The organism is Henriciella aquimarina (assembly GCF_002088975.1).
GTDB lineage: Bacteria > Pseudomonadota > Alphaproteobacteria > Caulobacterales > Hyphomonadaceae > Henriciella > Henriciella aquimarina.
The window spans coordinates 35,243-47,027 of the sequence record NZ_NCST01000065.1 but is presented as its reverse complement, the minus strand read 5'-3'; the positions used below and the strand labels follow the sequence as shown (position 1 = coordinate 47,027).

At 63.3% G+C, this 11,785-nt stretch carries 10 protein-coding genes; 5 read left to right on the top strand and 5 right to left on the bottom strand.

The genetic code is table 11. From position 1 onward, the window contains the following. Window positions 1-50 precede the first annotated feature (50 nt). Window positions 51-401, top strand: a complete 351-nt coding sequence (locus B8784_RS22060; RefSeq protein WP_084397932.1) for a PilZ domain-containing protein — start codon at window positions 51-53, stop codon at window positions 399-401. Window positions 402-437: 36 nt separating this feature from the next. On the opposite strand, the gene B8784_RS10590 is transcribed toward B8784_RS22060, so the two are convergent. Further along, complete coding sequence (locus B8784_RS10590) at window positions 438-1,757, bottom strand: OmpP1/FadL family transporter (protein ID WP_158085651.1); 1,320 nt, start codon at window positions 1,755-1,757, stop codon at window positions 438-440. Between the two features lie 148 nt (window positions 1,758-1,905). Between B8784_RS10590 and B8784_RS10585 the strand changes: the two genes are divergently transcribed. The 4 genes from B8784_RS10585 to B8784_RS10570 are packed head-to-tail and all read left to right on the top strand — an operon-like array spanning window position 1,906 to window position 9,445. After that, on the top strand, window positions 1,906-4,170 hold the full coding sequence (locus B8784_RS10585; RefSeq protein WP_084397930.1) for an acyl-CoA dehydrogenase: 2,265 nt from the start codon (window positions 1,906-1,908) through the stop codon (window positions 4,168-4,170). Continuing rightward, entirely contained in the window at window positions 4,161-5,495 is a 1,335-nt protein-coding gene (locus tag B8784_RS10580; protein WP_169712620.1) for an acetyl-CoA C-acetyltransferase, read from the top strand. Before B8784_RS10585 ends, B8784_RS10580 begins: the two co-directional genes overlap by 10 nt. Continuing rightward, the gene (locus B8784_RS10575) at window positions 5,495-7,537 is read left to right on the top strand and encodes a 3-hydroxyacyl-CoA dehydrogenase NAD-binding domain-containing protein (protein WP_084397928.1); all 2,043 of its coding nucleotides are present in this window, start codon (window positions 5,495-5,497) and stop codon (window positions 7,535-7,537) included. Before B8784_RS10580 ends, B8784_RS10575 begins: the two co-directional genes overlap by 1 nt. Further along, the gene (locus tag B8784_RS10570) at window positions 7,538-9,445 is read left to right on the top strand and encodes an acetyl-CoA hydrolase/transferase C-terminal domain-containing protein (protein WP_084397927.1); all 1,908 of its coding nucleotides are present in this window, start codon (window positions 7,538-7,540) and stop codon (window positions 9,443-9,445) included. Here the strand turns inward: B8784_RS10570 and B8784_RS10565 are convergent. From B8784_RS10565 to B8784_RS10550, 4 genes are read right to left on the bottom strand one after another with little or no spacing between them, the layout of a single operon-like run. Further along, window positions 9,435-9,851 carry an arsenate reductase family protein gene (locus tag B8784_RS10565; RefSeq protein ID WP_084397926.1) on the bottom strand — a complete coding sequence of 139 codons (417 nt, stop codon included), beginning with the start codon at window positions 9,849-9,851 and terminating at the stop codon, window positions 9,435-9,437. The genes B8784_RS10570 and B8784_RS10565 overlap by 11 nt on opposite strands. Next, entirely contained in the window at window positions 9,848-10,903 is a 1,056-nt protein-coding gene (gene arsB, locus B8784_RS10560) for an ACR3 family arsenite efflux transporter (protein WP_084397925.1), read from the bottom strand. The genes B8784_RS10565 and arsB overlap by 4 nt, the downstream gene beginning before the upstream one ends. Beyond that, a complete protein-coding gene (locus B8784_RS10555) occupies window positions 10,904-11,395 on the bottom strand; it encodes an ArsI/CadI family heavy metal resistance metalloenzyme (RefSeq protein WP_084397924.1) in 492 nt (163 codons plus the stop codon). It abuts the gene before it with no gap. Next, window positions 11,392-11,757 (bottom strand): ArsR/SmtB family transcription factor, encoded by a 366-nt coding sequence (locus B8784_RS10550; RefSeq protein WP_084397973.1) that lies wholly within the window; start codon window positions 11,755-11,757, stop codon window positions 11,392-11,394. Before B8784_RS10550 ends, B8784_RS10555 begins: the two co-directional genes overlap by 4 nt. Between the last annotated feature and the right edge of the window lie 28 nt (window positions 11,758-11,785).

Genomic DNA, 11,785 nt, shown 5'->3' with positions numbered 1-11,785 from the left:
CTTCACTGTGTAGAGGTTGTTACAATTCACAACGAAGATATCGACAAGCCATGTTCAAGCGAAAAGCCCGGCCCCTCAGCAAGGAAAGACTGCGGCAAGCCCTGAGCGCAAGGCCCGCTTCCCCGGCGAATGCGGGCGAAGCCAGCCTCAAGGCGTCGCGGTCCCAGCGCCAGCACCTTTGGGTGCCCTGCTCCTTGAGCTGGCCCCCGGGCGTGGTCGCCGAAGGGATTTGCCTGGATATCTCGGCCAGCGGTGCGCGAATCCGTAACCGCAAGACAATGCACGTGCCGACGCGGTTTCATTTCCACTGTGTCAGACTGGGCATCGATGCCCCGGCCCGGCTCGTGCGCCAGGATGGCGTCGATATCGCCATCCAGTTCGAGGAAAAGCAGCCGGTCTAGCAGCCTCTGCTGCCGCCAGACCGGTGCTTCAGCCTTCTAGAAACTGCGCGTAGCACTGACGGACATGACGTCCGCATGCCCGCTGAACGTCCCGACAACGCGGTCGCCATAATTGCCCGTACGGTCAAAGTCGGCGTCTTCAATGGTCACGCGGTTGTAGCCGGCATCGATCGACCAGGCCTCATTCGGCGTCCAGGTGGTCCCGACGGCAAAGATGTGGCGATCATTGTCAGGAATGCGCGCTGTGCGGAATCCCGGCCGGGCCGGGCTCTCATCAAAGGCATAGCCAGCCCGCACCGTCCACTGATCGTTCAGCTCATAGTCGCCGCCAAAGCCGTAGCGTCCGGCATCGTCATAATTGAGCTCTTCCACGGAATCCGGCTGAATGGGGCTGTCGAACTGGACCCGCAGTTCCTCAAGGCTCGACCATTCGCTCCATTGCGCATTCGCATAGAGCGTCGTGCGTTCGGTCGCCTGCCAGCGCACGCCGAGTTCTGTCGAGGCCGGCAGATCGAGTCCTGCCTGGCCACCCGTATCGGTAAAGGCACCGTTTGCCGTCAGGAAGCTTGCATTGGCCGGGACGATGAAGCTCGCATCGCCTTCCAGGTCCTGATCGATGCCGGAGCGGTAGTGCAGGCCGATCAGCCAGTCGGGATGCGGGGTCCAAGCCAGACCGGCATTCCAGCCATAGCTCCAGTCATTGCCCTCGACCTCGATGCGACCATCAGCCATTTGCGGCGTGACACCGGCGCCGGCACAGGTCACCGGATCGACCTGGTTGAAACAGACCGCGCCGAAATCCACGGCACTCGTCAGGCGCGCATCGATATATTGCGCGCTAACCCCGCCCCCGATGGAGAGCGTGTCCGTCAGCTCATAAGCGATGCTCGGATTGAGGTTTATCGTCTGGAGTTCGGACGTAAGCGCCTGATACCGGCCCGGCCAGTCCCGGTCATAGTCTGTCGAGAGGCCAAAGGGCACGGTCACCGAAAACCCCAGGGCAACGCGGTCATTGAGCGGATAGACGAGATGGCCCGACGGAATGAAATTGTCGGTCAGAAAACCGTCCGTATTGCCCCCCAGCGGATTGCCGAGCGCGTCGGTGGACCCGTCATCATCGAACTTCGCATTGCCAAGGATACCGCTGGCCACAAGCGAGACCTGCGCCTTCTCGAAAGCGGTCATCAAAGCCGGATTGCCGAAAGCCGCCGCCGGGTCGTCGGTCTGGGTCACACGACCGGTATTCGCGCGGCCAAGGTCGGACGCCGAATATTCGTTGACCGCGAAGCTGTCGGCATGGGCCGCGCTGAGCGCGGTGGACGCAAAAATGAAAGTCAGGAGTGAAGTACGATACATGGGAGAAAACCTTTTTTGGGTTCGCGCGTAACGAACGCCGCCTCCCCGACGTTCCATCGTGCGCTGTTCTGGCGCAGCCCCGTAACGGAACCCGCACACCTTGCCATGCGCTTTCTGATGACCACATTGAGCAAGAGGGCCACGGATCATGTCGAATCCTTTCAAAAGCCTAAGACGAACTGTTCTCTCCAAGCCTCTGATGGGGTGGTACAAGAGCGTGCTGCCCGGCCTGTCGGCCACGGAAGCCCAGGCCCTGGAGGCAGGAGACACCTGGTGGGAGGCTGACCTCTTCTCCGGCAAGCCCGACTGGAGCCGTTTTCGTGACTTCAGATCGCAAGGCTTCACGGACGAAGAGCAGGCCTTCCTCGATGGGCCGGTTGTCGATTTCTGCAACATGCTCGACGATTTCGAGATCGAGCATGAGCGTATGGACCTGCCTGAAGAGGCATGGGCCTATCTGAAGAAGCACAAATTCTTCGGCATGATCATCCCGAAGGAGTATGAAGGCCTCGGCTTCTCCGCCTCGGCGCACTCCGAAGTCGTCAAGCGCATCGCTACGCGCAATGTCTCCGCCGCCGTCACCGTGATGGTGCCGAACTCGCTCGGCCCGGGCGAACTTCTCATGCTCTACGGCACCGACGAGCAGAAGAAATACTACCTGCCCCGGCTTGCCCGTGGCGAGGAAATTCCCTGTTTCGCCCTGACCGGCGTCGAGGCTGGCTCGGACGCTTCCGCCATGACCGCCACCGGCGTGGTCTGCGAAGGCGAATGGGAAGGCGAAAAAACGCTCGGCATCAAGCTCAATTGGGAAAAACGCTATACCACGCTCGGCCCCGTTGCGACGCTGATCGGGCTGGCCTTCAAACTTGAAGATCCGGACGGCCTGCTCGGCGGCGAAGAAGACCTCGGCATCACCGTCGCGCTGGTCCCGACAGACCTGCCCGGCGTCGACACGGGCGACCGCCATATCCCCACCGGCCTCGCCTTCCAGAACGGGCCGAGCTGGGGCCGCGATGTCTTCATTCCTGTCGGCCAGATCCTCGGCGGGCAGGAAGAGACCGGTCAGGGCTGGAAAATGCTCATGGGGGCTCTGGCTGCCGGACGCGGCATTTCCCTGCCCTCGCTGTCGACAGCCGCCGCGCAGGTCTCAGCGCAATCGACCGGCGCGTATGCCCGTGTGCGTGAGCAGTTCGGCATCCATATCGGCCAGTTTGAAGGTGTGCAGGAAAAACTCGCTCCGATCGGCGCGGCTGCCTACCAGCTTGAATCCGCGCGCCGTTTCATCACGATCGGGCTCGATAATGGCCATCATCCGGGCGTCGCTTCGGGCATCATGAAATATCACGCGACCGAACGGATGCGCGAAACAGTCAACCACGCCATGGACGTTCACGGCGGCAAGGCGATCTGCGTTGGCCCCAAGAATTATCTCGAGACACCCTACCGGGCGATCCCCATCGGCATCACGGTGGAAGGCGCGAACATCCTGACCCGCAGCCTGATCATTTTCGGTCAGGGCTCCATCCGCTGCCACCCTTATATCCTGGAAGAGATGCAGGCGGTTGCGCTTGAGGACAAAAAGGAAGCGCTGCGCAAGTTCGACGACCTGCTCTGGCGCCATGTCGGCCATGATGTCGCGAACATCTGGCGCAGCTGGTTCCACGGCCTGACAGGCGGCAAGTTCGCCAGCGTTCCAAAGGATAACGCCCTCAAACCCTATTATCGCGAGCTGGCCCGTTACAGCGCCAACCTCGCTGTCGCGTCCGAGGTCTCGCTCGGCATTCTCGGCGGCAAGCTGAAATTCAAAGAAAGCCTCTCGGCGCGCCTTGGCGATGTACTCGCCGAACTTTTCCTGCTCTCCGGCGCGCTCAAGCGCTTCGAAGCTGATGGCCAGCCAGAGGCCGACAAGCCGCTACTGGACTGGATCTTCGCCGACGGTGTCGCGCGCATGCATGCCCGGCTTGCTGAAGTTGGGGATAATTTCCCAAGCAGCTTCTGGGGTTGGACGATCAAGATGCTGACCCAGACCGGCGGCAAGCGTCGCCGTGGCCCGACGGACAAGATGAACAAGGCCGTCTCAGAACTTCTCATGAAGCCAAGCGAGACGCGCCAACGCCTGACCGAAGGCGTGTTCCCGGGCAAGGGCGCCGACCCGCTGGCCGCGCTGGAACGCGCGCTCGCAATGACGCTGGAGTGCGAGCCGCTCAAGAAGCGCATGAAGGACAAGGATGTCGAGAGCGTCGAGGCCGCCAAGGAGGCCGGCATCATCACCGCGGAGGAAGCCGCCAAGCTGGGCGATCTCCACCGCGCCGTGCGCGAAGTGATCGAGGTCGACAGTTTCGACCCGTCGCGCCTCGAGAAAACAGGACTTAATCCGGCAACGGATCAACCGAAGGAAGCCAAATCTGCATGAAGGTCTATGTCGTTGATGGAAATCGCACGCCCTTCCTGAAGGCGCGCGGAAAGCCCGGGCCCTTCACCGCCGTCGATCTCGCCGTACAGGCCGGTCGTGTACTGATGCTGCGCCACCCCGAAATTGCGGGCGAGATTGAGGAAGTCATTCTCGGCTGCGGCTCGCCGGGGGCGGAAGCCACAAACCCGGCCCGCGTCGCGGCACTCCGCATGGGGCTCGGCCTGGATATGCCGGGCTGGACCGTGCAGCGTAATTGCGGCTCGGGCATGCAGTCGGTCGACAGCGCCTACCGCTATATCCGCGCAGGCGATTATGACTGCCTGCTCGTGGGTGGCACCGAAAGCCTGAGCCACGCACCGCTCCTGCTCAATGATGAAGCCGTCGACTGGTTCGCGGATGTGAACATGGCCAAGTCCCTGCTCGGCCGCGTCGAAGCGATGAGCAAGTTCCGGTTTTCCATGATGGAGCCTGTCATCGGTGTCGAGAAAGGCCTGACCGATACGGTGGTGGACCTCGGCATGGGGCAGACCGCCGAGATCCTGCGCTATGAGTGGGACATCACCCGCAAGGAAGCCGACGCCTACGCCGTCGAAAGCCACAAGCGCCTTGCCAGGGCCCAGGAGGAAGGCTGGCTCGACAATGAGGTCGACCCGGTCTTCAGCGAGGAAGGCGAGCTTTTCGAGAAGGATGACGGGGTTCGTCCCAACTCCACCGTGGAGAAGCTCTCCACACTGAAGCCCGTCTTCGAGCGCCCCTATGGCCATGTGACTGCCGGCAACTCCTCCCAGGTGACGGACGGCGCCTGCTGGATGATCGTGGCGTCAGAACGCTTTATCGAGAAGCACGGCCTTGAGCCGCTCGGCGAGATCAAGGACAGCCAGTGGGCTGCGCTTTCGCCAGCCCGCATGGGGCTCGGCCCGGTCCATTCCGTCACGCCCATCCTCACGCGCAACAAGCTCGGCCTCTCGGACATTGACCTCTGGGAACTGAACGAAGCGTTCGCGCACCAGGTTCTGGCCTGCTTGAAGGCCTGGGAAAGCGACAAGTTCTGCAAGCAGGAACTCGGCCTCGACGGGGCGATGGGCTCGATCGACCGCGAGCGGCTGAATGTCGATGGCGGCGCGATCAGCCTCGGCCACCCGGTCGGCACCAGCGGCGCACGCATCGTTCTGCATGCCCTGAATGCCATGAAGCGGCTGGGTCACAAGACCGGCGTGGCAACCGAATGCATTGGCGGCGGCCAGGGCGGCGGCATGCTGCTCGAAGCAGCGAATGCCGTTCCCACCCCCAAGGCGACACAGACTGAAGAAACGGAGGCGGCCTGATGGCGCGCGGTAAATCGATCTGGCACCTCAAGAAACAGGCGGGCGGCTACGCCACCCTCACACTCGATGTGCCGGGACAGGCCCAAAACACCCTCGGGCGCGCCGTGCTCGACCAGTTCGAGGCCTTCCTCGAGGAAATCGAGAAGAACCCGCCCAAGGCGCTCTTTGTGCGCTCGGGCAAGGAGTCGGGCTTCATGGCCGGCGCCGACATCGAGGAACTCGGCAGCTCCGACGCAGACTCGCTAAAGGCGCTGATCGACCAGGGCCACAAGGCGCTGAACCGGCTGGAAGCCCTGCCCTGCCCCACCGTAGCCGTCATTCACGGCGTCTGCCTCGGCGGCGGGCTGGAAGTCGCCCTCGCCTGCGACCATCGCGTCGCCGACCATTCCGCGCGCTTCGGCTTTCCCGAAGTCCAGCTCGGCCTGCACCCTGGCCTTGGCGGCACTGAACGCCTCCCACGCGTCGTCGAACCGGCGACAGCCCTGCAGCTCATGCTGACCGGCAAGACGATCGATGCGCGCAAGGCGAAGAAGCTCGGCCTTGTTCGCGATGCCGTGCCGGATCGCCACCTCCTGGCGGCGGCCCGGGCAGCGGCCGAAACCGGCAAGCAGAAACGCAAGCGCGGCCTGCTGGACGAGCTCAAATACACGCTGGAGTTCTCCAGCCCCGGCAAGCGCTTCATCGCCAACAGGGCCCGTAAGGAAACCGCGAAACATTTCAGCGAGAAGCACTATCCCGCGCCATACGCCCTGATCGATCTGTTCGAACAGGAAACCGGCTCCGACGATGCGCTGGAGGCCGAAGCGCAGTCCTTCGTGAAGCTCAGCCAGACGGAAACCGCGAAGAATTTAATCGGGCTCTTCCTGCGCCGCGAGGCGCTGAAGCGCGAGGCCCGCCGGTCCAAGGGCCATGATATTTCCCATGTCCATATCATTGGTGCCGGCACGATGGGCGCCGACATTGCCATGTGGACGGCGATGAACGGCTTTACCGTCACGCTGCAGGACATCGACCGCTCGGTCATCGCCAAGGCGATTGGCCGGGCCCATAAATGGATGGACGGCAAGCCGGACCATTCAGACGATGTCCGTGACCCGGAAGACCGGCTCATTGCCGATCCGAAAGGCGACGGCGTGCGCTCGGCCGATCTCATCATCGAGGCCGGGCCGGAAAAGGCCGAAATCAAGCAGAAGATCTATGACGGGCTGAAGGACAAGCTGAAGTCCCGCGCCATCATCGCGACGAACACATCGAGCATCCGGCTGGAAACCCTGGCCGAGGGCCTGCCCGGGCCGAATGCGGGGCGCTTCGTCGGCCTGCACTTCTTCAATCCCGTCACCAAGATGCCGCTGGTCGAGATCGTGTCCGGCGAGAAGACGACCAAGGAGACCCAGGCCCGCGCGCTTGCCTTCATCGAGGCCATCGCCAAGCTGCCGCTGCCGGTAAAGAGTGCCCCCGGATTCCTCGTCAACCGCATCCTGACGCCGTATCTGCTCCAGGCGGTCAAGCTGATCGACGAAGGCTGCAGCCCCGAAGAGGTCGATGCCGCGGCGGAGGATTTCGGCATGCAGCAAGGCCCCGTCGAGGTTGCCGATACGGTCGGACTGGACATCTGCCTGGAAGTCGGCCGTGTGCTCGCCCGTGACCTGGACCATGTCGCCGATCCGCCTGCGCAGCTGATCGAAAAGGTCGAGGCTGGCGATCTCGGCAAGAAGACCGGCAAGGGCTTCTACACCTGGTCGGATGGCAAGCCGCAAAAGGCTGAAAACGAAGCAGGGCCCAAGACACTGGAAAAGCTGCAGGAACGCCTGCTTGCCCCCCTCTATGAAGAGGTCCGCCGGGTCCTGGACGAGGGCATTGTCGCCTCGGAGGATCATCTTGATCTCGGCGCTGTCTTCGGCTCCGGTTTCGCGCCCTTCCGCGGCGGGCCGTGCACGGCCCTGCGCCAGAAGAAAGCTGCCCCGTCCTCGCCTCCGGAAACACCGGCCAAACCGGAAGAGCCTGCAAAGGCGGACATGTCAGAAGAGCCGAAAGAGGCGTAAATGGACGGGCAAAATCCAGAGGGCGAGACGACCGGGCGTCTGCCGGTGCACAAGAGCGCTGAAGCCTGCGCCGAGGCTGTTATCGACACTGTCGGCAAGGATATCCGGCTCGCCTTGCCGCTCGGGCTTGGCAAGGCCAATCGCCTCACCAATGCGCTCTACGAAATGGCCAAGGCTGATCGGTCGATCAACCTCACCATCTATACCGCGCTCTCCATCATTCGCCCGAAACTCTCTGGCGGACTGGCAGGCCGTTTCGGCGGGCCGATCCTCGACAAGGTCTTCGGCGACTATCCCGACCTCCATTATGCGACGGACCGGGCAAAGGGCGCGCTGCCGCCGAATGTCGAGGTGGAAGAGTTCTTCCTGTCGACCGGTACGCTGCTTAACAATGAATACGCCCAGCGCCATTACAGCAGCGTCAATTACACCCATGCGATGCGCCGCATCATCGACTCGCGGGTCAATGTGCTCGGCCAGATGATTTCCAGCCGCGACGGGCGCTACAGCCTGTCCTGCAATTCCGACCTCAGCCTCGACCTGATCCCGCTGATGCGCGAAAAAGTCGGGCGCGACAGCTTCATTGTCGTGGGGGAGCTGAACGACCGGCTGCCTTTCATGCCGAACGATGCCGAAGTCCCAGCCGACGAATTCGACATGCTGCTTGATGCCGGCGGCTATGACCTTGCCGGCCCGCCAGCACCGCGCGTCGACCTGACCAGCCACGCCATCGGCCTGCGCGCCGCACGCCTGGTCAAGGATGGCGGCACGCTGCAGATCGGCATCGGCTCGCTCGGCGACGGCGCCGCACAGTCGGTGCGCTTCCGCCACAGGGATCCGTACGGGTTCGCGACCACGGCAACTGCCCTGCCCGGCCCGCCGGGCCCAATAGACGAAGGCGGTGATGAAGCCTTCCGCGCCGGGCTCTATGGCTGCACGGAGATGTTCACTCAGGGCATGTTCGAGCTGTTGCGCGCAAAGGTGTTCAGCCGGGCCGCGCATGAGGGCCGCGACATCACGATCGATGGCGGCTTCTTCCTCGGCCCGCAGACCTTTTACCGGGGCCTGCGCGAAGCCTCAGACGAGCTGCTCTCGCTGGTCAACATGACCTCGGTGGATGACGTGAATGCCCTCTATGGCAACGAGGAAGTCCGCCGCCGCGAACGTGTCGATGCCCGTTTCATAAACATCGCGATGAAGGCCACCTGCCTCGGCGCCATCACCTCCGACGCGCTGGAAGACGGGCGCGTGGTGAGCGGTGTCGGCGGTCAGTACAATTTCGTCGCCCAGGCCCATGAGCTGGAAGGCGCCCGCTCCATCATCCTGCTCAAGGCTGTCCGCGAAAGCAAAGGGACCGTGGAGTCCAACATCGTCTGGTCCTATGGCCACGTCACCGTGCCGCGCCACCTGCGTGACATCATCATTACCGAGTATGGCGTCGCCGACCTGCGCGGCCAGACCGATGAGGAATGCGTCAAACGGATGCTCGCCATTACCGATGCCCGGTTCATCGACGGGCTGGTCGAAGAGGCCATCAAGGCGAAGAAGCTGCCCAAGGGCTTTACCGTGCCGGACGCCTGGCGCCAGAACACGCCCGCCGCGATCGAGAGCGCCCTGTCTCCGCATATGGATGACCTGCCAGCCTTCCCCTTCGGCACGGAGATGAGCGAGACCGAGCAGGCACTGGCACCGGCCCTGGAGAAACTTCAGGACGAAACGGCCAGCTGGGACAAGCGCTTCGCCTATATCCTGGGGGCGCTCATCTCCGGCCCGTCCGGCAAGGAAGCCAAGGCATATGCCCCGCACCTTGCGCGCCTTAGCCTCGATCAGCCGAAATCCCTGCAGGATCGGCTGATGAAGAAGCTGGTTCTGAAGAGCCTCCAGGACGTTGGCACGGTCAAGGCGTAGCCGCCGCCGGATCGAACAGAACCTCGCCCTTTTCGCCATGTACCGCCTGTGCCGGAAGGACAGGCAGTATGGCAATCACACGCGGGCTCGGCCGGCAAAGCAGCACCCCGCACGGCGAGCAAACGATGGGGCGGTTCACAAGGACAGGATGGTCCAGCATCGCATCCAGGATGGCCTCGTCGCTTACCCCGTCATCCAGCAAGCCAAGCGCTTCAGCCGGAGACTTGCTCTCGCGTAGGGCCTTGCGCGGTGTGAGATCGGCTACCGCAAACAGCCCCAGCAATTGCGGGCGGGTCCAGCCCTCGTTGAGATAGTCGATAACGGTATATGGTGCCCCGCTTGCCTCGACCAGGCGCAGGACGTTGCGCGAGGTGCCGCAGTCGGGATTGTGATGAATGACGATCACCGCGCCTGCTCCGCCGCGTGGCCTTGTGCGTCGTCTCCACTGAAGGCAGAGCGCGTGCGGTTGGCGATGGCGACCAGCGACAGCATCACGGGCACCTCGACCAGCACGCCGACCACTGTGGCGAGTGCGGCCCCGGAGCTCAGCCCGAACAGGCTGATCGCCACGGCGACGGCCAGCTCAAAGAAGTTCGAGGTGCCGATCAGCGCGCAGGGCGCGGCAATCCGGTGCGGCACGCGCAACGCCCAAGCGGCACCATAGGCAATCGCGAAGATGCCATAGGACTGGATCAGGATCGGCACGGCGATGAGCGCGATGATCAGCGGGCGCGCAAGGATCACCTCACCCTGGAAACCGAAGAGCAACACCACCGTCAGCAAGAGCCCGAGCACCGAGGCCGGCTTCACCCGCTCGATGAAGCTGTCGACGGCCACTGTTCCGCCGCGTGCCTTCAGCATGGCCCGTGCCGCAATCCCGGCGGCCAGCGGCACGACGACATAGAGCGCGACAGAGAGGAGCAGCGTCTCCCATGGCACGGTGATGTCGGTCACGCCAAGCAGAAAGGCGACGATGGGCGCAAAGGCAAAGACCATAATGGCATCGTTCACGCTGACCTGCACCAGCGTGTAATTCGGGTCACCGCGGGTAAGCTGCGACCAGATGAAGACCATGGCGGTACACGGTGCGGCCCCCAGCAGGATGAGGCCTGCAATGTAGCCCTCGGCCTCCGCCGGCGGGATCAGCCCGGCAAAGACGTAGCGGAAGAAGACGACGCCCAGTGCGGCCATGGTGAAGGGCTTGATCAGCCAGTTCACCGCCAGCGTGATGAGAAGCCCTTTCGGCTTTTCCCCGACATGCGCGAGGCTCGCAAAGTCGACCCCGATCATCATCGGCCAGACCATTGCCCAGATCAGCACGGCGACGGCGAAGTTCACATTGGCGTATTCCATGCCGGCCAGCGCACCGAAGACGCCCGGCAGGAGCTGGCCAAGCGCGATTCCGGCCACGATCGCCAGCGCGACCCAGACCGAAAGATAGCGTTCAAAGGCGCCCATCTAGGCCCCACAACAGCCGGTTGTGTCGGGCTTCGGCGCACAGCAGCCGGCAGAGGCCGCGACGTCGGGCATGCCGGTCGGAGTGGCCGCCAGCGGGGCCTCCTCCGAAACCGCGCCACTGCCATAATGGGCCGCCGCACCATGTGTCAGGAACACTTCCCACGGCACGCCGGCCGGATCGGTGATCCAGCTCTTTTCCGAGTGGGCATAGCAGCAGACCGTCTCGCCCTCTTCCAGAACGGGAGCGCCGGCCTGCGAAAGCCGGCCATAGACTTCGGCAAGCTCCGCCTCGTCCTCCACCTGGAGGCCCAGATGCTCCACGCCGGCGGCTGCGCCGCGCTGGCTGATGGCGAAATTTACGCGTGGATCGTCCAGCATCCACTTGGCGTAGTCGTCTTTGCGAACTGCCGGGGCGGCGGCAAACAGCGTCGAATAGAAGCCGATGGCGCGGTCGAGATCGTCGACGGCGATATGGACGTGAAGGCGTTTCATGATGACGGTCTCTCCTGACCTGCGTCGCAACATGCGATGCGGCTCAGCGCGCCCTGCACGCCGGAGGCGACGCAGGCCTCCCCCGCGCAGCAATCTTCCATCAGGAAGACGATGAGATCACTGACCGCCTCGAAGCATACGGAATAGATGATGGAGCGGCCCTCGCGGCGGCTCTGGATCAGGCCAGCCTGAGAGAGGATGTTGAGCTGGGCTGACAGTGTGTTCGCCGCCGTACCGGTCTCCTCCGCGATGCGACCGGCCGCAAGCCCCGTGGGGCCGGCCTTCACCAACCGGCGAAAGACATTGAGCCGCCCCTCCTGGGCCAGCGCCGATAACGCGGGAATGGCATATCTCGTTTCCATATTTCCAATATCGTTGAAATATGGAAAC

What these genes read in the sequence shown, in the direction of transcription:
- B8784_RS10575 (WP_084397928.1), top strand. Translation starts at nt 5,495, where the DNA reads ATGGCGCGCGGTAAATCGATCTGGCACCTCAAGAAACAGGCGGGCGGC.
- B8784_RS10550 (WP_084397973.1), bottom strand. Translation starts at nt 11,757, where the DNA reads ATGGAAACGAGATATGCCATTCCCGCGTTATCGGCGCTGGCCCAGGAG.
- B8784_RS10590 (WP_158085651.1), bottom strand. Translation starts at nt 1,757, where the DNA reads ATGTATCGTACTTCACTCCTGACTTTCATTTTTGCGTCCACCGCGCTC.
- arsB (WP_084397925.1), bottom strand. Translation starts at nt 10,903, where the DNA reads ATGGGCGCCTTTGAACGCTATCTTTCGGTCTGGGTCGCGCTGGCGATC.
- B8784_RS10585 (WP_084397930.1), top strand. Translation starts at nt 1,906, where the DNA reads ATGTCGAATCCTTTCAAAAGCCTAAGACGAACTGTTCTCTCCAAGCCT.
- B8784_RS10555 (WP_084397924.1), bottom strand. Translation starts at nt 11,395, where the DNA reads ATGAAACGCCTTCACGTCCATATCGCCGTCGACGATCTCGACCGCGCC.
- B8784_RS10570 (WP_084397927.1), top strand. Translation starts at nt 7,538, where the DNA reads ATGGACGGGCAAAATCCAGAGGGCGAGACGACCGGGCGTCTGCCGGTG.
- B8784_RS22060 (WP_084397932.1), top strand. Translation starts at nt 51, where the DNA reads ATGTTCAAGCGAAAAGCCCGGCCCCTCAGCAAGGAAAGACTGCGGCAA.